The sequence below is a fragment of the Microbacterium sp. F51-2R genome (assembly GCF_052180235.1).
GTDB lineage: Bacteria > Actinomycetota > Actinomycetes > Actinomycetales > Microbacteriaceae > Microbacterium.
On the sequence record NZ_CP197470.1, the window covers coordinates 3,911,172 to 3,931,111 of the forward strand.

A 19,940-nucleotide genomic window follows, 5' to 3' on the forward strand; every position below is an offset into this window, starting at 1 on the left:
GGATGCCTCCTACTGGGCGGCTTCGAAGAGCGTGAGCACCTCGAGCTGCGGGTCGGTGAGGGTGAGTGTGACGACGGGACGGCCGTGCCCCTCGGCGAGGACGGCGGCATCGCCGGCGGCCTGCGCCTGGATCAGCTGGCCGAAGGTGAAGGGCCGGCCCGGGATCTCGAGATCGACGTCGGTCGCCTCGAGGATCTGCAGGAACACGCCGTTCGCGGGACCGCCCTTGTGGTACTGGCCGGTCGAGTGGAGGAATCGCGGCCCCCAGCCGAAGGTCGTGGGTCGACCGGAGTCGGCGGCGACGAGCTCACGCAGTCCCGCGAGCTGCGGCAGCGTGAGCCGGTCGACGTAGGCCTGGATCGAGACGTAGCCGTCGGCGGGAAGCCTCGACCACAGCGCGTCGAGGACGCCGGCGACCGTGCCCGATGCCGCGAGGGCCGGGTCGGAGACGCGCACCTCGACACCCTCCACGCTGAACGCGGGGGCGGCGGGCGTGGGACGCGCATCGAGGAGCCCCCGTGCCGCGGCCTTGGCCGACTCGACGTCGGGCTGGTCGAAGGGGTTGATCCCCAGCATCCGTCCCGCGATGGCGGTCGCGTACTCCCACACGATGAACTGCGCCGCGAGCGAGCCGCTCACGAGCACCTCGCCCGGGTGGCGCTCACGGAAGTGGAAGGCCTTCGCCTCGTCGACGAACCGCACGATCTGCAGGTCAGCCGGCTGGCTCTCGAGCTCGGGCGAGACGGGGAGGAGGACGACGGGAAGGATGCCGGTGCCCTCCTTGCCCGTGGACTCGGCGACGAGCTGCTCGATCCAGTCGGGAAGGCCCACGATGTGCGTGCCGTCCGTGATGAGACCGAGCTTGTCGCGGCGCGGGTCGCCGCCCGCGATCGCCGCGGCGAGCACGAGGGCCGGATTGTCGGGGCTGTCGATCGCGACCTCGAGGAGGGTCGCGTCGGCCTCGTCGAGAAGCTCGCCGATGTCGACGCCGGCGAGGCCCGTCGGCACGAGGCCGAAGGCCGTCAGCGCCGAGTAGCGGCCGCCGACGTCGGGATCGGCGTTGAAGACGCGGTAGCCCGCTGCGCGGGCGGACTCGTCCAGCGGCGAGCCGGGGTCGGTGACCACGACGATGCGCTCGACGGGGTCGATCCCGAGGTCGCGCCACGCGGCCTCGAAGGCGCGCTTGGCGGAGTCGGTCTCGATGGTCGAGCCGGACTTCGACGAGACGACGAGGACGGTCTGGGCAAGGCCCCCCGCCTCGGCGTCGCCGTCGATCGCGGCCAGGACCTGGCCGGGCGCCGTCGAGTCGAGGATGACGAGCGGGACCCCCGCCGTCTGTGCGATGACCTCGGGGGCGAGGGAGGAGCCTCCCATGCCCGCGAGGACGACGCGCGTGACGCCCTTCGCCCGCAGCTCGTCGCGCAGGGCGACGATCTCGGCCACGAGCGGACGCGAGACGCTGACCGCGTCGACCCACCCGAGCCGCTTCGCCGCCTCGGGCTCGGCGGCCGCGCCCCACAGGGTGGGGTCGGCCGCCGTGATGCCCGACGCGACGAGGTCGGCCACGAGCCCGGGCAGCGTCTGGTCGACGACCGACTTGACGTGCCCGGTCAGGTGGAGGTCGAAAGTCATCGAGCGGCCTCGGGGGCCGCCGCGAGGGCGTTCGTGACCGTGTCCTGCAGCTCGCGCCACGAGACGATGAACTTCTCGACGCCCTCGTCCTCGAGCACCTGCGTGACGTCGGCGAAGTCGACGCCGACGGCCGCGAGCTGCTCGAACACGCCGTGCGCGTCGGCGTAGTTGCCCGTGACGGTGTCACCGGCGATGACACCGTGGTCGAACGTGGCCTCGAGCGTCTTCTCCGGCATCGTGTTGACGGTGCCGGGGGCGACGAGCTCGGTCACGTACAGCGTGTCGGGCAGCGACGGGTCCTTGACGCCGGTCGAGGCCCACAGCGGCCGCTGCACGTTCGCCCCGGCATCCGTCAGCGCCTTCGCGCGGTCCTCGGCGAACTTCTGCTCGTAGAGCTCGTACGCGAGGCGCGCGTTGGCGATGCCGGCCTTGGACTTGAGCGCGAGAGCCTCGTCCGAGCCGATCGCAGTGAGGCGCTTGTCGACCTCCGTGTCGACGCGCGACACGAAGAACGAGGCGACGGAGTGGATCTTCGAGATGTCCAGGCCCGCGGCCTGGGCCTTCTCGAGCCCGGCGAGGTACGCGTCGATGACCTCGGCGTAGCGCTCGAGGCTGAAGATGAGCGTCACGTTGACCGAGATGCCCGCGCCGATGACCTCGGTGATGGCGGGCAGGCCCGCCTTCGTCGCGGGGATCTTGATGTGCACGTTCGGACGGTCGACCGCGGCCGAGAGCTTCTTGGCCTCGGCGACGGTGGCCTCGGTGTCGTGCGCGAGGTCGGGGGAGACCTCGATCGACACGCGGCCGTCGACGCCGTTCGTCGCGTCGGCGACGGGGCGGAAGATGTCGGCGGCGTCGCGGACGTCGCCGGTCGTGATCGTGAAGATCGCGTCGTGCGTCGACGAGCCGCTCGCGGCGAGCTCGGCGACCTGCGCCTCGTAGGCGTGACCCTTCGACAGCGCCGTGGCGAAGATCGTCGGGTTGGTCGTCACGCCCGTGACGTTGCGGGTCGCGATGAGGTCGGCGAGGTTGCCCGTCGCGATGCGGTCGCGGGAGAGGTCGTCGAGCCAGATGCTGACGCCCTCGGCGGAGAGCTGTTCGGTGGGGGTGCTCATGCGTTTGTCTCCTTAGTTCGCCGACGCTGCGGCGATGGTCTCACGCGCCGCCTCGACGACGGCTTCGGCGGTGATGCCGAACTTCTCGAACAGGGTCTGGTAGTCGGCCGACGCGCCGAAGTGCTCGATCGAGACCGAGCGACCGGCGTCGCCCACGATGCCGCGCCACGACAGCGCGAGGCCGGCCTCGACCGATACGCGGGCCTTGACGGCGGCGGGGAGCACGCTCTCGCGGTACGCCTCGTCCTGCTCGGCGAACCACTCCAGCGAGGGCGCCGACACGACGCGGGCGTTGATGCCCTCGGCGGCGAGCGTCTCGCGGGCGGCCACGGCGAGCTGCACTTCCGAGCCCGTGCCGATGAGGATGACGTCCGGCGTGCCGCCGGGCGCCTCGGCGAGCACGTACGCGCCCTTGACGGCGTTCGCGGCGGAGGCGAACGTGTCGCCGGATGCCTCGCCCTCGCCGCGCTCGAACACCGGGATGTTCTGGCGGGTCAGCGCGAGACCGGCGGGTCCCGCGTGACGGCGCAGCAGCTCGAGCCAGACGACCGCGGTCTCGTTCGCGTCGGCGGGACGCACCAGCGTGAAGTTCGGGATGGCGCGCAGCGACGCGACCTGCTCGATCGGCTGGTGCGTGGGGCCGTCCTCGCCGAGCGCGATCGAGTCGTGCGTCCAGACGTAGATCGACGGGATGTTCATGAGCGAGGCGAGTCGGACCGCCGGGCGCATGTAGTCGCTGAAGATCAGGAAGGTGCCGCCGAAGGCGCGCGTCGGCCCGTGCAGCACGATGCCGTTGATGATCGCGCCCATGGCGTGCTCGCGGATGCCGAAGTGCAGCACGCGGCCGAAGGGGTCGCCCGCCCACTCGTGCGTCGACCACTCCTTGGGGATGAACGACTTCGCCGACTTGATGGTCGTGAGGTTCGACTCGGCGAGGTCGGCCGAGCCGCCCCACAGCTCGGGGAGAGCCTCGGCGAGGGCGTTGATGACGGTGCCCGACGCGGCGCGGGTCGAGACGGCCTTGCCGGCTTCGAACACCGGGAGGACGGAGTCGATGTCGGCGGGCAGCTCCTGCGCCTGCAGACGGTCCCACAGCGCCTTGCGCTCGGGGTTGGCGGCGGCCCACGCGTCGAACTTCTCCTGCCACGCGGCCTTCTCGGCCTCGCCGCGCTCACGCAGCGAACGCGTGTGCTCGAGGACCTCGGCGGGGACCTCGAAGGTCTCGTCCGGGTCCCAGCCGAGCACCTTCTTGGTCGCGCGCAGCTCGTCGGAGCCGAGGGCGGAGCCGTGGATCTTGCCGGTGTTCTGCTTGCCGGGCGACGGCCAGCCGATGATCGTCTTCAGGATGATGATGGAGGGCTTGCTCGTCTCGCCCTTGGCCGCCTCGATCGCGGCATAGAGCTCCGCGACGTCCTCGACGTACTGGCCGGTCTTCTTCCAGTCGACGGTCTGCACGTGCCAGCCGTAGGACTCGTAGCGACCGGCGACGTCCTCGGTGAACGCCACATCGGTGTCGTCCTCGATGGAGATCTGGTTCGAGTCGTAGATGACGACGAGGTTGCCGAGCTCCTGGTGTCCGGCGAGCGAGGATGCCTCGCTCGTCACGCCCTCCTGGAGGTCGCCGTCCGACGCGATGACGTAGATGAAGTGGTCGAAGGGTGACTCGCCCGCCGGCGTCTCCGGGTCGAACAGGCCGCGCTCGTAGCGGGACGCGTAGGCGAAGCCGACCGACGAGGCCAGGCCTTGGCCGAGCGGGCCCGTCGTGATCTCGACCCCGTCGGTGTGGCCGTACTCGGGGTGACCCGGCGTGAGCGAGCCCCACGTGCGCAGCGACTTGAGGTCGTCGAGCTCGAGTCCGAATCCGCCCAGGTACAGCTGCACGTACTGCGTCAGCGACGAGTGACCGGCGGACAGGATGAAGCGGTCACGGCCGGGCCAGTGCACGTCGGCGGGGTCGTGGTGCATGACCCGCTGGTAGAGGAGGTACGCCGCCGGGGCGAGGCTCATCGCCGTACCCGGGTGACCGTTCCCCACCTTCTCGACAGCGTCCGCCGCCAGCACTCGAGCCGTGTTCACGGCACGCTCGTCGATCTCTTCCCAACGCAGTTCCGACACGGGACCGCCTTTCGTCTGAAGGGTTTCGGCGCCCCGGCGGCCGCGCCGCACAGCTCTCACAGAGGGCTGGCGGGAGGGGGATTTCGCGCGGGGTCGCGCCTGTGGTTTTCAGCATATCGAAGGGCAATGCCCCCGAGGCCATGTGCGCTGTTGTGTGACAGCCACAAACGACAGGCGCGGCGACAGCGTCGCACGCCTCTCGCTCGCCCCTGTTGCGCCGGGGTGTCGGCCACGTGTCGAGAGCCTCACGCTGCCGTGACCGTCATCGTGAGGCCGCCGCGGCGGCAGGGGAGAGGATGCCGATGCCATAGACTTGGAGACGTTTGACAGCGGGCGCACGATACGGGGGGCGATGGACATCTCGAGCACGGCCCACGTGACGACCCCGGCATCCCCGCGCACCTTCGGACGCACTGTCCGCGCCTACATCGCGCTGACAAAGCCCCGCGTCCTCGAGCTCCTGCTCGTGACGACCGTTCCGGTCATGATCCTCGCCCAGGGCGGGCTCCCCAACCTGTGGCTCGTCGTCGCGACCGTCATCGGCGGCTCGATGAGCGCGGGCTCCGCTGCCACGTTCAACATGTACCTCGACCGCGACATCGACGCGCACATGCAACGCACGGTGAACCGCCCGCTCGTGACCGGCGAGGTGTCGCCCCGCGGCGCGCTCGTCTTCGCCTGGACGCTCGCGGTCGCCTCGACCCTGTGGCTGTGGCTCACGACGAACTGGCTCGCGGCGACGCTCTCGGCGGTGGCGATCTTCTTCTATGTCGTGATCTACACGATGATCCTCAAGCGCCGCACCGAGCAGAACATCGTGTGGGGCGGGATCGCCGGCTGCTTCCCCGTCCTCATCGGCTGGACCGCCGTGACGGGCTCGCTCGCCTGGCCGCCGTTCATCCTGTTCCTCCTCGTCTTCCTCTGGACGCCGCCGCACTATTGGCCGCTCTCGATGAAGTACAAGAACCAGTACGACGAGGTCGACGTCCCGATGCTCGGTGCGACCCGCTCCGGCTCGCAGGTGGGGCTGCAGGTCATCCTGTACGCCTGGGCGACCGTCGCGTGCTCGCTGCTGCTGATCCCGGTGGCCGACATGGGCCTCGTCTACACCGTCTCCTCACTCGTCTTCGGCGGATGGTTCATCTACGAGTCGCACCGCCTCTACAACCGCGCCGTGCGCGGCACCGAGCCGCGGCCGATGCGCGTCTTCCACGCTTCGATCACGTACCTGACGCTCCTGTTCGTCGCGATCGCGATCGACCCGCTGCTTCCCTTCTGACCCGGGCTCGCGCTCGCGCGTCTCGTGCTCGTCACGGACGGCGGCGCGCGCTGGCGTCCGTGCCGCGCGTCGCCGCTGCGCACTTCTGCACGCCACGACGTCGGAGATCGCCACTTCTCCGGACGAGAAAGGATGCTTCGCTCCGACGCTGTGGTGATCTCCGACGGTGTGGCGGCAGCCGAGGGTCGAGGCATCCGCATCCGCTCCTCCCACGCACCCGGCTGCGGCCGGTTCTGCCCCACGCACGCCGACGGGTCAGGGTGACGGCTCGGTCGGCTGCATCCTGGCGCGATGGCACTCTCCGTCGAACGTCGTCGTTGCGCCGCGCTCCAGGCGCTTCTCCAGGCGGTGCGCACCCGTGCCGGGGTCGCGCGCGTCTCGACGCTGCTGCGCGAGGGGCATGCCCGCCACCACCTCCGCGCCGCCGTCGAGGCGGGCGCCCTCGTGCGGGTGCGCCGTGACTGGGTCGCGACCCCGGATGCCGACGCCGAACTCGTCGGCGCCGCGCGCTGCGGCGTCGTCCTGACCTGTGTCACGCGCGCACGGCGGCTCGGGCTCTGGGTTCTCGGCGCCGAGGGCGAGCACGTCGCAGCCGACCCGCACGCGAGGGTCACGACTGCCCTCCGTGCGACGGTGCACTGGGCCAAGCCTGTCGTGCCTCGCCTCGCCGACGCGCTCGAGGACGACATCGAGAACGTGCTCGCGATCATCGCCACGTGTCAGCCGCACGAGCGGGCGCTGGCCGTGTGGGAATCGGCGTACCGGCGGGGACTGGTCGATCCGGCCAGGCTCGCGCGCCTGGAGCTGCCGCCGGCGGCGCGGCGGATTCTCGCGGAGGCCGAGCCGTTCGCCGACTCGGGCCTGGAGACCATCTTCTCGAGCCGGCTGAGGCGGTTCGGCGTGACGGTGCGCGTGCAGATCTGGATCGCGGGACATCACGTCGACCACCTGATCGGCGAGCGGCTCGTCGTGCGGGTCGACGGCGGGCATCACGTCGACGGGCAGCGGATGTCGGACAACGAGCACGACATCGCGCTGCGGCTGCTCGGCTACACCGTGATCCGCGTGGGGTATCGGCAGATCGTCGACGACTGGCCGACGGTGCAGTGGCTCGTCATGCAGGCGATGGCTCAGGGGCTCCACCTCCGGCAGTGAAACGCCACAGCGTCGGAGATCCACCGTTCGTCGGAGGCGAATCGGTGATTCGCTCCGACGCTGTGGCTATCTCCGACGCTGTGGCGTGCGGCGGTGCCGAGCGGGGTTCAGCGTGCGGCGGTGTTCTCGTCCGAAGCCGCGGCCGAGGCCGAGGTCGAGCTCGAGGCCGGCGCCGAGACGGCGGGCTCGTCGGTCACGACGACGGGCGCGTCGGAGACCGGGGCTGCGGGGATGTAGCCGGCGGTGGCGTCGAAGACCGGCTCGTCACCATACGACTCGGCGGCGATGGGGTCGCCGACCTGCACGCGGGCGGCGGGGACGAACGAGCGCAGCACGGCGAGGAACAGCGCGGCGACGAAGCCGACGAGGCCCGCTCCGACCAGCGCGGCGCCGAGGGTCACCCAGGCCTGGCCGCCGTAGACCTCGACTCCGGTCGCGGAGCCGTCGGTGAGCGTCGAGTTCATCAGCTGGATCTTCGTGACGACCAGCCACGCTCCCACGATGGTGCTGGCGAGCGAGCCGACGAGCAGGATCCAGAACGGGATGCTGCGGACAAGGCTGGGGCGTGCGGTCATGGTGGGGAACTCTCCTTCAACTCGTGGGCACGGTCTGCCCACGGCCACCCAGTCTGACGCATCCCGACCCGACCGCTCGTGTGCGGCGGCGATGAGTTTCCTATGACTGGTGCTGCCGGCGGGCACGTCGCCGCCGCACAGCCACGTCCGCCGGAGGCGGTTCAGCGTGCGCGGATCGTGCTCGATTCGGCGACGGGGACGGATGCCTCGGCCTCGGCATCCGTCGTCTTCAGGTGCATGATCACGGCCGTCATGGCGGCGACGAGGCTCACGGCGAGAACCATGTGGATGTTGACGAGGAGGATCGGAAGACCCGTCCGCGCCTGCCAGAGCCCGACGCCGATCTGCACGAGCTCGACCGCGAGGAGCAGGCCCGTCCAGAACCGGAGCCGCAGCGCCGAGGGAGTGCGCCAGGAGGCGGCGAAGAGCACGACGGTGAGGGCGAAGAGGATGTACGCGGGCCACGCGTGGATGTGCTGCCACAGCACGGGGTCGAGTCCGTTGCGCGCCGCGAGGTCGTCACCGGCGTGCGGGCCGGCGCCCGTGAGCAGGATGCCGATGAGCACGGTGACGGCGACGGCCGCGCTCGTGATGTGGGCGAGCATCGCGAAGCCGCGCGAGACGGCGCGACGCCGCGGCCCCGGTCCGCCGTAGACGCGGGCGACGTAGGCGGCCGCGTTCGCGACGAGGGCCGCGGAGATGACGAAGTGGATGCCGACGAGGCTCGGCGGCAGGTGCAGCCACACGATGACGCCGCCGACGACGGCCTGCAGGATGATGCCGATGCCGTTGGCGAGCGTCAGCGCGAACAGCTCGGGGCGGCTCGCGCGGAGGCGGATGACCGACAGGAACGCCAGCAGTGCGATGACGATGAGCACGCCCGTGAGCGTGCGGTTTCCGAACTCGATGAGGCTGTGCCAGCTGAGTGCCGCGGTCGGCACGAGGGAGCCCTCGGTGCAGTACGGCCACTCGGGGCATCCCATTCCCGAACCTGTGAGGCGCACGAGGCCGCCGGTCGCGACGATGACGATGTTGCTGAGGAGCACGAGCCAGGCCAGGACCCGCGTGCTGGTGCGCACGGCGTCGGGCAGCAGCCACTGCCGGAACCGGGCGAGCAGGCCGGTGCGAGCAGGGGCGCTGTGGTGAGCGGACATGGAACATCGCCTCCTGGGGGCCCGCCGCGGCGCGGGGGGCCGGGCTCTGCGACGCCGGGAGACAGCGCGAGCCTGTAGAATCAAGGGGTCGCGCGCGAGTGCCTTTCGGCGCCGCGCATCAATGACAGTCTAGGCGCGCAGGATTGGCGCCGCCGATGAGGGCCCACAGCGGCATTCCCCTTCCCACCTCCCAGGAAGACCAGGAATGCCGGGGCGGCTGACACCGTTTCGGTCCATGAGGAGAGTGTGACGATGTCTGATGTTCTGATCGACCGCCCCGAGCTCGATGGTCTGGGGGTGTACGAATTCGGATGGCACGACGCCGATGCCGCCGGAGCCAGCGCGCGGCGGGGCATCAGCGAAGCCGTCGTCCGTGACATCTCCGCTCTCAAGAGCGAGCCCGAATGGATGCTGAAGAACCGCCTGAAGGGTCTTCAGCTGTTCGGCCGCAAGCCGATGCCGACGTGGGGTGCAGACCTCAGCGACATCGATTTCGACAACATCAAGTACTTCGTGCGCTCGACCGAGAAGCAGGCGCAGACGTGGGAAGACCTCCCCGAAGACATCAAGAACACGTATGAGCGTCTCGGCATCCCGGAGGCCGAGCGCGCGCGCCTGGTCTCGGGCGTCGCGGCGCAGTACGAGTCCGAGGTCGTGTACCACCAGATCCAGGAGGAGCTGGAGGCGCAGGGCGTCATCTTCCTCGACACCGACACCGCTCTCAAGGAGCACCCGGAGTTCTTCGAGGAGTACTTCGGCAGCGTGATCCCCGCGGGCGACAACAAGTTCGCCGCGCTCAACACCGCCGTCTGGTCGGGCGGCTCGTTCGTCTACGTCCCCAAGGGCGTGCACGTCGAGATCCCGCTGCAGGCGTACTTCCGGATCAACACCGAGAACATGGGCCAGTTCGAGCGGACGCTCATCATCGCCGACGAGGGCTCCTATGTGCACTACATCGAGGGCTGCACGGCGCCGATCTACAAGAGCGACTCGCTGCACTCGGCCGTCGTCGAGATCATCGTCAAGAAGAACGCCCGCGTGCGGTACACGACGATCCAGAACTGGTCGAACAACGTCTACAACCTCGTCACCAAGCGTGCGATCGCACACGAGGGCGCGACGATGGAGTGGATCGACGGCAACATCGGCTCCAAGGTGACGATGAAGTACCCCTCGATCTACCTCATGGGCGAGCACGCCAAGGGCGAGACGCTCTCCGTCGCCTTCGCCGGCCCCGGCCAGCACCAGGACGCCGGAGCCAAGATGATCCACATGGCGCCCTACACCCAGTCGTCGATCGTCTCGAAGTCGATCGCACGGGGCGGCGGCCGCGCCGGCTACCGCGGCGAGGTCCGGGTCGACGCCAACGCGCACCACAGCGCCAACACCGTCCGCTGCGACGCGCTGCTGGTCGACACGATCTCGCGCTCCGACACGTACCCGGCGATCGACATCCGCGTCGACGACGTGCAGCTCGGCCACGAGGCCACGGTCTCGAAGGTCAGCGAAGAGCAGCTGTTCTACCTGCAGTCGCGCGGCATGCCCGAGGACGAGGCGATGGCCATGATCGTCCGCGGCTTCATCGAGCCGATCGCCCGCGAACTGCCCATGGAGTACGCCCTCGAGCTCAACAAGCTCATCGAGATGGGCATGGAAGGATCGGTCGGCTGAATGACGACCACGACTGAGGCACCCTTGTCCGCGAACGACGACCGAGTGGTGCCGGGTTCCCTGGCGCACTCCGACGGGGCCGGCGCGTTCGTGCCGGTGCAGACCCGCTCCGAGCGCCCGCATTCGTTCGTCCCCGCCGACTTCCCCGTCCCGAACGGTCGCGAGGTGAACTGGCGGTACACGCCGGTCGCCCGCCTCGCGCCGCTCTTCGAAGACGTCGCAGGCCCGGAAGGCGTCATGCAGGTCGACGTCACGGCGCCCGAGGGCGTCGAGCAGGCCCGGCTCGCGAAGGGCGCCGCTCCGCGCGGCGAGGTCTTCCGCCCCGAAGACCTTCCCAGCGCGATCGCGTGGGAGCAGGAGACCGAGGCGCCGCTTCTGCGGATCCCCGCGAACCTCGAGCTCGACGAGCCGGTCTTCGTCAACCTCACGGGCACCGGCGGCCTCGCCCACGCCCACGTCGTCCTCGAGGCGGGCGCGAACTCGCGCGCGACCGTCGTCTTCCGCCACACCGGCACGGCGCAGCACTCGCAGAACGTCGAGATCATCGTGCGCGACGGCGCGAAGCTCACCGTCATCTCCGTGCAGGAGTGGGAGGATGACGCGCTCCACCTCTCCTCGCACCAGGCACGGGTCGACAAGGACGCGCTCCTGCGCCACATCGTCGTGAGCTTCGGCGGCGGCGTGGTGCGCGTCAACCCCTCGATCGAGCTCGCCGGGCCGGGTTCGCACGCCGAGCTCTACGGCCTGTCGTACTCCGACGCGGGCCAGCACCTCGAGAGCCAGGTGTATCTCCACCACAAGGGCACGCACACCAAGGGCGACGTGCTCTACAAGGGCGCCCTGCAGGGCGTCGGTGCGCGCAGCGTCTGGATCGGCGACGTCCTCATCGGACCGGATGCCGTGGGCACCGACTCGTATGAGGCGAACCGCAACCTCGTGCTCACCGACGGCGCACGCGCCGACTCCGTCCCCAACCTCGAGATCGAGACGGGCGACATCCTCGGCGCGGGTCACGCCAGCGCGACGGGTCGCTTCGACGACGAGCAGCTGTTCTACCTGCAGGCGCGCGGCATCTCCGAGGAGGAGGCGCGCCGCCTCGTCGTCATCGGGTTCCTCGCCGAGATCGTGCAGAAGATCGGCGTGCGCGAGCTCGAGCAGGAGCTTGCGGAGGCCATCGAGCGCGAGCTCGCCGAGGGGGTCGCCGTATGAGCGCGACCCGCATCTGCGCGCTCGGCGACCTCGAGCAGGACGCCGCCCGGCGCTTCGAGGTCGACGGCGTGCCCATGGCCGTCGTGCTCGACTCCAACGGCGAGGTGCACGCGATCGGCGACACCTGCACGCACGGCGACATCTCGCTCTCCGAAGGCTTCGTCGACGGTGACACGCTCGAGTGCTGGGCCCACGGCTCGGCGTTCTCGCTGCGCACCGGACGCCCCCTCAACCTCCCCGCGTACGAACCGGTCCCGGTCTACGCCGTCACGATCGAGGGCGACGACGTGTTCGTCGACCCTGCCGTGACCAAAGAAGCGAACTGAAGGAAGACACCCGCATGACTGTCCTCGAGATCCGAGACCTCCACGTCACCGTCGAGACCGACGAAGGGACGACGCCCATCCTCAACGGCGTCACCCTCACGGTGCAGACCGGTCAGACCCACGCGATCATGGGCCCCAACGGCTCGGGCAAGTCGACGCTCGCCTACACGATCGCCGGTCACCCCAAGTACACGGTGACCAGCGGCACGATCACGCTCGACGGCGAGGACGTCCTCGCGATGACGGTCGACGAGCGCGCCCGCGCCGGCCTGTTCCTCGCGATGCAGTACCCCGTCGAGATCCCCGGCGTCACGGTCACGAACTTCCTCCGCACCGCGAAGACCGCGATCGACGGCGAGGCGCCCTCGATCCGCACGTGGACGAAGGACGTCAAGGAGGCCATGAAGCACCTCCGCATGGACGGCAAGTTCGCGCAGCGCAACGTCAACGAGGGCTTTTCGGGCGGCGAGAAGAAGCGCCACGAGATCCTCCAGCTCGAACTGCTGAAGCCGAAGATCGCCGTGCTCGACGAGACCGACTCCGGCCTCGACGTCGACGCGCTCAAGATCGTGTCGGAGGGCGTCAACCGCGCCAAGGGCGAGACGAACCTCGGCGTGCTCCTCATCACGCACTACACGCGCATCCTGCGGTACATCCACCCCGACTTCGTGCACGTCATGGTGCGCGGCCGGATCGTCGAGGAGGGCGGCCCCGAGCTCGCCGAGCGCCTCGAGAACGAGGGCTACGACCGCTTCCTCGAGCCCGTGGCCGAGGCCGCGGCAGACGCCCAGGCGTAAGATCGCAGTATGACCGCGACGCTCACACCCGAGAAGTTCGACGAGGTCACCGAAGCGCTCAAAGACGTCATGGACCCCGAGCTGGGGATCAATGTCGTCGATCTGGGACTCATCTACGACCTCGCGTGGGATGACGAGAACGATGCTCTCGTCATCCACATGACCCTCACCTCGGCGGGGTGCCCGCTGACCGACGTGCTCGAAGAGCAGACGGCTCAGGCTCTCGACGACGTCGTGGAGCGCTTCCGCATCAACTGGGTGTGGATGCCGCCGTGGGGTCCCGAGCGGATCACCGACGACGGGCGCGACATGATGCGCGCGCTCGGCTTCGCGATCTGAACGGCGCCATCTGAGACGGCTTCGCGATCCGAGCCGACCCCGCGTCCGCCGCGGCTGCAACGCGGCGACACGTCGGGGCGCGGCATCCGTCCTCGTCGTTAGGCTCGTACGGTGAGCGTCGCCCCCCTGCAAGCACTTCCCCTCGACGAGCTCCGGCAGCGGTCCAGCACCAAGTGGCGCAAGTACCCGGACGACATCCTGCCGTTCTTCGTCGCCGAGATGGACTACGCCCTGGCGCCCGCCATCACGCGCACGCTGCTGCGCGCCGTCGAGCTCGGCGACACGGGGTACACGCCGCCGGAGCCGGGTGTGCGCGAGGCGTTCGTGGACTTCGCCGCGCGCCGCTTCGACTGGGAGGTCGACCCGCAGACGGTCTTCTGGACCGGTGACGTCATGATGGGCGTCGTCGAGATCCTCCGCGCCGTGACCGAGCCCGGCGATCGGGTGATCGTGACCACTCCCGTGTATCCGCCGTTCTTCGACACGGTGGAGGAGGCGGGCGCCGTCGTCGAACGCGTACCCCTCGCCCGCACCGACCACGGCTGGGAGCTCGACCTCGCAGCGATCGAGGCGGCCCTCGCGGGTGGCGCGCGCGCCGTGCTGCTGTGCAATCCGCACAACCCGACCGGCACGGTGCACTCGCGCGAGAGCCTGGCGGCCCTCGCCGGCATCGTCGACCGCCACGGCGCCGTCGTCATCTCCGACGAGATCCACGGTCCGCTCGCGCACGGCGCGCCGTACACGCCCTTCCTCGCCGCCTCGCAGACGGCGGCCGAGGTCGGCTACGCCGTCACGAGCGCGAGCAAAACGTTCAACCTCGCGGGGCTGAAGTGCGCCGTCATGATCGGCGGCGGTCCCGCGCAGGCCAAGACCCTCCGAGACCTCCCCTGGGAGGTGGAGTGGCGCACCGGCCTCTTCGGCGCGATGGCGAACGTCGCGGCGTTCTCGGCCGAGAGCGACGAGTGGCTCGACAGTCTTCTGGTCACCCTCGACGAGAACCGGCGGCTCCTCGCGGATCTCCTCGCCGAGCACCTTCCGCAGGCGCGATATCTGGTTCCGGATGCCGGGTTCCTCGCGTGGGTCGACGTCTCGGCCTATGGTTGGGGCGACAACCCCGCGACGGTCCTGCGCAGCAAGGCGCGCGTCGCGTTCCACCACGGCCCGCTGTTCGGCGAGGAAGGAAAGGGCTTCGTGCGCATCAACTTCGCCTGCGCCCCCGATGTCCTGCGCGAGGGCATCCGGCGGGTCGGCGCGCTCCTCTCTTCGTGAGCACCGGCGTCGACGACGCCGTCTCGGTCTGGGCGCCGCGCTACGTCTGGGTGACGGTGGGAGCCGTCGCCCTCATCTTCCTCGCTGCGATGCAGTCGCTCGCGGTGACGACGGTCATGCCGGTCGTCAGCGACGAGCTGAACGGCGCTGCGCTCTACGCCGTCGCGTTCTCGGGCACGCTCGCCACGAGCGTCATCGGGATGGTCGCCGTGGGGGCGTGGAGCGATCGGTCGGGCCCCGTCTGGCCGCTCACGACGTCGGTGCTGCTCTTCGTCGCGGGTCTCGTGGTCGCAGGCCTCGCCCCGACCATGGAGCTCCTCGTCGCGGGACGGCTCATCCAGGGACTCGGCACGGGCGGGCAGACCGTCGCGCTGTACGTCGTCGTCGCCCGCGTGTACCCGTCCGCCCTCCACGGCCGTGTCTTCGCGGCCTTCTCGGCGGCATGGGTCGTGCCCTCGCTCATCGGTCCGTTCCTCGCCGGCGCCGTCACGGAGTACCTGCACTGGCGCTGGGTCTTCCTGGGCGTGGCGGCCCTCACCGTCGTCGCCTTCACGATGGTCGCGATCCGGCTGTGGGGGCTGCCGCTGGACACGGAGCATCCGTCCACAGCCCGCATCGCCCCGCGACTGGCGTGCGCGGTCCTGGTCGCGGCGGGCGCCTTGGGGCTGAGCCTCGCCGGAGAGCTCGGGCGGTATGCCTGGGCGGGGGTCGCGGCATCCGTCATCGTCCTGGTCCTCGCATCGCGGCCGCTGCTTCCGCGCGGCACGCTGATCGCCTCGCGGGGACTGCCGAGCGTCGTGCTGATGCGCGGCCTCATCGCGGGCGCGCTGTTCGGCGCCGAGATCTACGTGCCGTACCTCCTCATCGAGGACTACGGATTCTCGCCGACCTGGGCGGGCCTCGGCCTCACGGCCGCGGCGCTCGCGTGGGCGGTCGCCGCCGAGATCCAGGGGCGCTTCGGAGACCGGATCGGCAATGCCCGCATCACGCTCCTCGGCACATCGCAGCTCGCGACCGCGGCCGTCGTGGCGGGCCTCACGGCGGCGCTCCACCTCCATCCGATCGTGCTGGTCGCCGGCTGGACTCTCGCGGGCTCGGGCATGGGCCTCATGTATCCGCGGCTGACGGTGCTGACACTCGCCTACTCGACGCCGCAGAACCAGGGCTTCAACTCGTCAGCCCTGTCGATCTCGGATTCGATCGGCGCCTCGGCCACGATCGCCGTCATGGGGCTGGTGTTCACGGCGCTGGTGGCGACGGATGCCGCGTTCCCCGCCGTCTTCGCCGTCGCCGTCGTCCTTGCCGCGCTCGCCCTCGTGCCCGGGCTGCGCCTCGGCCACGCTCACGAGGCTCACGAGGCCCGAGATCGACGCTGAACGGCTCCGCGAGCGGTGCCTGCGGTACCGGAAAGCTCTCCATCGAGACATCGGTTTGAGCCTTCGAGGTAGGTAAGGCTAGCCTAAGGACGTGCCTTCGACTTCGACTGCCGTCCGACCCGCGTACCGACCGTACGAGGCCGAGGTCGCCCGCGTCGAACGCCTGAGCCCGCACTTCGTGCGGGTCACCTTCACCGCGGAGGACTTCGAGGTCTTCGGCACGGCACGCCGGGACCAGCGGATCAAGCTCGTGCTGCCGCACGCCGACGGCTCGTTCGCCGACATCGGCCAGGACGAGGCGGCGGGCGACTGGTACGACCGGTGGCGCGCGCTGCCGCACGTCGCGCGCAACGTCTTCCGCACCTACACGGTGCGCCGCATCGACCCCGCGCGACGCGAGCTCGCCGTCGACTTCGTGCTCCACCACGACGCCGGGCCCGCCGGCTCGTGGGCCGAGGCCGCCGCCCCGGGGAAGCGACTCATCGTCGTCGGACCGGATGCCCGGAGCCCCCACGCCGAGACCGGGCTGGACTGGCACCCCGGCACGGCGCGCCGCGTGCTGCTGGCGGGCGACGAGACCGCGGTGCCCGCGATCGCCGCGATCCTCGAGTCGCTCGACGCCGAGTACGAGGCCGACGTCTTCATCGAGATCCCGACGGCAGACGACGTCCTCGACCTCGCCGACCGACCTCGCCTGCGGGTGACGTGGCTCGCCCGCGGCGAGCGCGCGCACGGCGCGGAGCTCATCGAGGCCGTCACGCGGTGGACCGCGGGCCACGGCGCAGTCCTGGAGCGGGCAGCCGCACCGCGGCGGCAGGAGCTCGCCGACATCGACGTCGACCTCGAGCTGCTGTGGGACAGCCCCGCCGACGGCGACGGCGAATTCTATGCGTGGATCGCGGGGGAGGCCGCCACCGTCAAGACGCTCCGGCGCCTGCTCGTGACCGGCCACGGCGTCGACCGCCGCCGCGTCGCCTTCATGGGCTATTGGCGCCTGGGTCAGGCGGAACGCATCGAATGAACAGCACCGCCCGCACCCGTCGGGCGCGCCTCGTGCTGATCCTCGTCTTCGCGCTCCTCGTCGGGGCCGTCGTGCTGAGCCTCGGCGTCGGTGCGCGTCCGATCGCCCCCGGCTCCGTCCTGCAGGCGCTCTTCGCGCCCGTGGACGGCGACGCCGACCACTCCGTCGTCCTGACGCAGCGCCTGCCGCGCACTCTCATCGGGATCCTCGCGGGAGCCGCCCTCGCCCTCGCGGGCACCCTCATGCAAGGCCTCACGCGCAATCCGCTCGCCGATCCGGGTCTGCTCGGCGTCAACTCCGGGGCGTCGGTCGCGGTCCTCAGCGCCATCGTCATCCTGGGCATCACAGCACCGAGCGGCTTCGTCTGGTTCGCCTTCGGGGGCGCGGCCGTCGCGGCGGCCGTCGTGGCGGCCATCGGCTCGCGCGGGCCGCACGGGGGCGAACCGGCCAGGCTCGCCCTCACGGGCGCAGCGGTCACGGCGGGCCTCACGGCGGTGACGCTCCTCATCCTCACGACCAACCGCGCGGCTCTCGACGTCTACCGCTACTGGTCCGTCGGCGGGCTCACCGCGCGCGGACTCGACACCGTCGCCATCGTCGCCGCGCCGATCCTGATCGGCGTCGTGCTCGCCGCGACGTGCGCGCGAGGACTCGATCTCATCGCCCTCGGCGAAGACACCGCGACGGGTCTCGGACACGACGTGACCCGCACGCGCGCCATCGGGATCGCCGCGACGATCCTCCTGTGCGGGGGTGCCACGGCGATCGCGGGCCCCATCGTGTTCCTCGGCCTCCTCGTGCCGCACGCGCTGCGAGCGCTCGTCGGCGCGGACTACCGGTGGCTCCTCCTCATCGGCGCGCCGGCCGGAGCCCTCGTGCTCCTCGTCTCCGACGTCGTCGGGCGCGTGATCGCCCTCCCCGGCGAAGTGCAGGCGGGCCTCGTCGTCGCCTTCGTGGGCGCGCCCGTGCTCATCTCGCTCGTCCTCCGGCGCCGGCAGGTCGTGCTGTGAGCGTGCTCGAGAGACCCGTGACGACGGATGCCGCGGCCGCCGTGCACGCGGTGCGCATCCGCGTGCGACGCCGCCGCCTCGTCGTCGGCTCGGCCCTCGGGCTCGTGCTTCTCGTCGTCGCGGCGGTGTCGCTGTCGGTCGGCGACTACGCCCTCGCGCCGGCAGAACTGTGGCGGACGCTGTGGGGCGGCGGCACGAGGGTCGAGGCCTACGTCGTCTTCGACATCCGCGCGCCGCGCGTCGCGATGGCGCTCGTCGTCGGCGCCTCGCTCGGCGTCGCGGGCGCGCTCCTGCAGTCGCTGCTGTCGAATCCGCTCGCCAGCCCCGATCTGCTGGGCATCAGCGGGGGAGCGGGCGTCGCCGCGGTGTTCGGGCTGCTGGTGCTCGGCGTCGGCGGCCCGTGGCTCGCGCTGCTCGCGTTCGCCGGCGGCCTCGTCGTCGCCGCATTCCTGCTCCTGGCCGGTCGCCGGCGCGCCGACGGCGACGACCGTCTGATCATCGCGGGCATCGGGGTGTCGTTCCTGTGCCTCGCGCTGACGAGCTATCTGCTCGTCAAGGCGCAGGTCGAGCTCGCGCAGTCGGCGCTCATCTGGCTGACGGGCAGCCTCGCCTCGACCCCGTGGTGGAACGTCGCCGTCGTCCTCGCGGTCGGCGTCGCCGCCGCGCCCGCGGTCGTCGTGTGCGCGCGCTGGCTTCCGCTGACCCAGCTCGGCCCCGGCACGGCGGTGTCGCTCGGCGTGCAGCCGGGTGTCGTGCGCACGACCGCCGTCCTCGCCGCCGTGCTCCTCACCGCCACCTCCACGGCGTTCGTCGGCCCCATCTCGTTCATCGCGCTGTGCGCGCCGGCGATCGCCCGGCCGCTCCTCGGCCACGGCGCCCTCGGCATCGGTACGAGCGCGGCGGTGGGGGCGGCGCTGCTCACGACCGCAGACCTCGTGGCGCAGTACGCCCTCCCGGGCGTCTCGCTCCCGGTGGGTGTCGTGACGGGCGCGCTCGGCGCGATCTTCCTCCTCTGGCTCCTCTCGACCTCGAAAGGACGACAGCTGTGACCTCGGCATCCGTCTCCGCTCCCCGCCTCGCAGCCCGTGGGCTCGCCGCCGGCTATCCCGGGCGCCGGGTCATCGAGGGCCTCGACCTCGAGATCGCGCCGGGCCGGATCACGATGATCATCGGCGCCAACGCGTGCGGCAAGTCCACGCTCCTCGGCGTCCTCGCGCGGGTCCGCAGCCCTCAAGAAGGGCGCATCGAGCTGGACGGGGCGGATGTCTCGACGATCTCCCGCCGCACGTTCGCCCAGACCGTCGGGCTGCTGCCGCAGCATCCGTCCGCTCCCGACGGCCTGACCGTCGCCGAGCTCGTCTCGCGCGGACGCCACCCGCACCGGGGCGTCTTCCAGCGGTGGAGCGCCGCCGACACGGCCCGGGTGGGCGAGGCCATGGCCCGCACCGGTGTCGCAGACCTCGCCGACCGTCCCGTCGGCGACCTGTCGGGCGGCCAGCGCCAGCGCGTGTGGATCGCGATGGCGCTCGCGCAGGACCCCCGCATCCTCCTGCTCGACGAGCCCACGACGTTCCTCGATCTCAGCCATCAGATCGAGGTGCTCGACCTGCTGCGCGAGCTCAACCGCACCGACGGCACGACGATCGTCGTGGTGCTGCACGAGCTCAATCTCGCGGCGCGCTACGCCGACGAGCTCGTCGTCATGTCGCACGGCCGGATCGTCGCACAGGGGAGCCCGGGCGACGTGCTCACGGCCGCCGTCGTCTCGGAGGCGTTCTCGCTCGATGCCCTCGTGATCCCCGACCCCCTGACCCGGACGCCCCTCGTCGTCCCGGTGCCCGGCGGCGCGCACGTCGCGGCGCACGAGCACTGACAGACCGCCCACGAAAGGAAGAAC

At 70.7% G+C, this 19,940-nt stretch carries 18 protein-coding genes; 13 read left to right on the forward strand and 5 right to left on the reverse strand.

The window, feature by feature from the left end:
• Positions 1-9: 9 nt before the first annotated feature.
• The 3 genes from ACSBPH_RS17230 to tkt are packed head-to-tail and all read right to left on the reverse strand — an operon-like array spanning position 10 to position 4,862.
• Complete coding sequence (locus tag ACSBPH_RS17230) at positions 10-1,632, reverse strand: glucose-6-phosphate isomerase (RefSeq protein WP_442575527.1); 1,623 nt, start codon at positions 1,630-1,632, stop codon at positions 10-12.
• On the reverse strand, positions 1,629-2,747 hold the full coding sequence (gene tal / locus ACSBPH_RS17235) for a transaldolase (RefSeq protein ID WP_442575528.1): 1,119 nt from the start codon (positions 2,745-2,747) through the stop codon (positions 1,629-1,631). The genes ACSBPH_RS17230 and tal overlap by 4 nt, the downstream gene beginning before the upstream one ends.
• Positions 2,748-2,759: 12 nt before the next feature.
• Positions 2,760-4,862: a transketolase gene (tkt, locus tag ACSBPH_RS17240; RefSeq protein ID WP_442575529.1), complete on the reverse strand. Its 2,103-nt coding sequence runs from the start codon at positions 4,860-4,862 to the stop codon at positions 2,760-2,762.
• A gap of 352 nt (positions 4,863-5,214) precedes the next feature.
• Between tkt and ACSBPH_RS17245 the strand changes: the two genes are divergently transcribed.
• Positions 5,215-6,141 carry a heme o synthase gene (locus ACSBPH_RS17245; RefSeq protein ID WP_442575530.1) on the forward strand — a complete coding sequence of 309 codons (927 nt, stop codon included), beginning with the start codon at positions 5,215-5,217 and terminating at the stop codon, positions 6,139-6,141.
• A 291-nt stretch (positions 6,142-6,432) separates the two neighbouring features.
• Positions 6,433-7,296 (forward strand): endonuclease domain-containing protein, encoded by an 864-nt coding sequence (locus ACSBPH_RS17250; RefSeq protein WP_442575531.1) that lies wholly within the window; start codon positions 6,433-6,435, stop codon positions 7,294-7,296.
• A 107-nt stretch (positions 7,297-7,403) separates the two neighbouring features.
• On the opposite strand, the gene ACSBPH_RS17255 is transcribed toward ACSBPH_RS17250, so the two are convergent.
• Both ACSBPH_RS17255 and ACSBPH_RS17260 read right to left on the reverse strand, forming a co-directional pair.
• The gene (locus ACSBPH_RS17255; RefSeq protein WP_442575532.1) at positions 7,404-7,871 is read right to left on the reverse strand and encodes a dinucleotide-utilizing enzyme; all 468 of its coding nucleotides are present in this window, start codon (positions 7,869-7,871) and stop codon (positions 7,404-7,406) included.
• Positions 7,872-8,032: 161 nt separating this feature from the next.
• The gene (locus ACSBPH_RS17260; RefSeq protein WP_442575533.1) at positions 8,033-9,025 is read right to left on the reverse strand and encodes a COX15/CtaA family protein; all 993 of its coding nucleotides are present in this window, start codon (positions 9,023-9,025) and stop codon (positions 8,033-8,035) included.
• Positions 9,026-9,277: 252 nt separating this feature from the next.
• On the opposite strand from ACSBPH_RS17260, the gene sufB reads away from it, so the two are divergent.
• From sufB to ACSBPH_RS17315, 11 genes are all read left to right on the forward strand, one after another.
• A complete protein-coding gene (gene sufB, locus ACSBPH_RS17265; RefSeq protein WP_442575534.1) occupies positions 9,278-10,696 on the forward strand; it encodes a Fe-S cluster assembly protein SufB in 1,419 nt (472 codons plus the stop codon).
• Positions 10,697-11,905 carry a Fe-S cluster assembly protein SufD gene (sufD, locus tag ACSBPH_RS17270; RefSeq protein ID WP_442575535.1) on the forward strand — a complete coding sequence of 403 codons (1,209 nt, stop codon included), beginning with the start codon at positions 10,697-10,699 and terminating at the stop codon, positions 11,903-11,905.
• On the forward strand, positions 11,902-12,231 hold the full coding sequence (locus ACSBPH_RS17275; RefSeq protein WP_442575536.1) for a non-heme iron oxygenase ferredoxin subunit: 330 nt from the start codon (positions 11,902-11,904) through the stop codon (positions 12,229-12,231). The genes sufD and ACSBPH_RS17275 overlap by 4 nt, the downstream gene beginning before the upstream one ends.
• A gap of 14 nt (positions 12,232-12,245) precedes the next feature.
• Positions 12,246-13,028, forward strand: coding sequence for a Fe-S cluster assembly ATPase SufC (gene sufC / locus ACSBPH_RS17280; RefSeq protein WP_442575537.1), 783 nt, complete (start codon positions 12,246-12,248; stop codon positions 13,026-13,028).
• 9 nt (positions 13,029-13,037) lie between these two features.
• A complete protein-coding gene (locus tag ACSBPH_RS17285) occupies positions 13,038-13,367 on the forward strand; it encodes a metal-sulfur cluster assembly factor (RefSeq protein WP_133544131.1) in 330 nt (109 codons plus the stop codon).
• Between the two features lie 111 nt (positions 13,368-13,478).
• Positions 13,479-14,636, forward strand: a complete 1,158-nt coding sequence (locus ACSBPH_RS17290) for a MalY/PatB family protein (protein WP_442575538.1) — start codon at positions 13,479-13,481, stop codon at positions 14,634-14,636.
• On the forward strand, positions 14,633-16,012 hold the full coding sequence (locus ACSBPH_RS17295; RefSeq protein ID WP_442575539.1) for an MFS transporter: 1,380 nt from the start codon (positions 14,633-14,635) through the stop codon (positions 16,010-16,012). The genes ACSBPH_RS17290 and ACSBPH_RS17295 overlap by 4 nt, the downstream gene beginning before the upstream one ends.
• Before the next feature lie 91 nt (positions 16,013-16,103).
• Positions 16,104-17,033 (forward strand): siderophore-interacting protein, encoded by a 930-nt coding sequence (locus tag ACSBPH_RS17300; RefSeq protein WP_442575540.1) that lies wholly within the window; start codon positions 16,104-16,106, stop codon positions 17,031-17,033.
• Complete coding sequence (locus ACSBPH_RS17305) at positions 17,030-18,043, forward strand: FecCD family ABC transporter permease (protein ID WP_442575541.1); 1,014 nt, start codon at positions 17,030-17,032, stop codon at positions 18,041-18,043. Before ACSBPH_RS17300 ends, ACSBPH_RS17305 begins: the two co-directional genes overlap by 4 nt.
• Complete coding sequence (locus ACSBPH_RS17310; protein ID WP_442575542.1) at positions 18,040-19,092, forward strand: FecCD family ABC transporter permease; 1,053 nt, start codon at positions 18,040-18,042, stop codon at positions 19,090-19,092. Before ACSBPH_RS17305 ends, ACSBPH_RS17310 begins: the two co-directional genes overlap by 4 nt.
• Entirely contained in the window at positions 19,089-19,916 is an 828-nt protein-coding gene (locus ACSBPH_RS17315; protein WP_442575543.1) for an ABC transporter ATP-binding protein, read from the forward strand. Before ACSBPH_RS17310 ends, ACSBPH_RS17315 begins: the two co-directional genes overlap by 4 nt.
• The last annotated feature ends 24 nt before the right edge of the window (positions 19,917-19,940 follow it).

Excerpts from the sequence above, each read along its gene's own strand:
- ACSBPH_RS17275 (WP_442575536.1), top strand. The coding sequence starts at position 11,902 with ATGAGCGCGACCCGCATCTGCGCGCTCGGCGACCTCGAGCAGGACGCC.
- sufC (WP_442575537.1), top strand. The coding sequence starts at position 12,246 with ATGACTGTCCTCGAGATCCGAGACCTCCACGTCACCGTCGAGACCGAC.
- ACSBPH_RS17285 (WP_133544131.1), top strand. The coding sequence starts at position 13,038 with ATGACCGCGACGCTCACACCCGAGAAGTTCGACGAGGTCACCGAAGCG.
- ACSBPH_RS17255 (WP_442575532.1), bottom strand. The coding sequence starts at position 7,871 with ATGACCGCACGCCCCAGCCTTGTCCGCAGCATCCCGTTCTGGATCCTG.
- ACSBPH_RS17305 (WP_442575541.1), top strand. The coding sequence starts at position 17,030 with ATGAACAGCACCGCCCGCACCCGTCGGGCGCGCCTCGTGCTGATCCTC.
- ACSBPH_RS17230 (WP_442575527.1), bottom strand. The coding sequence starts at position 1,632 with ATGACTTTCGACCTCCACCTGACCGGGCACGTCAAGTCGGTCGTCGAC.
- sufD (WP_442575535.1), top strand. The coding sequence starts at position 10,697 with ATGACGACCACGACTGAGGCACCCTTGTCCGCGAACGACGACCGAGTG.
- ACSBPH_RS17245 (WP_442575530.1), top strand. The coding sequence starts at position 5,215 with ATGGACATCTCGAGCACGGCCCACGTGACGACCCCGGCATCCCCGCGC.
- tal (WP_442575528.1), bottom strand. The coding sequence starts at position 2,747 with ATGAGCACCCCCACCGAACAGCTCTCCGCCGAGGGCGTCAGCATCTGG.
- sufB (WP_442575534.1), top strand. The coding sequence starts at position 9,278 with ATGTCTGATGTTCTGATCGACCGCCCCGAGCTCGATGGTCTGGGGGTG.
- ACSBPH_RS17260 (WP_442575533.1), bottom strand. The coding sequence starts at position 9,025 with ATGTCCGCTCACCACAGCGCCCCTGCTCGCACCGGCCTGCTCGCCCGG.
- ACSBPH_RS17250 (WP_442575531.1), top strand. The coding sequence starts at position 6,433 with ATGGCACTCTCCGTCGAACGTCGTCGTTGCGCCGCGCTCCAGGCGCTT.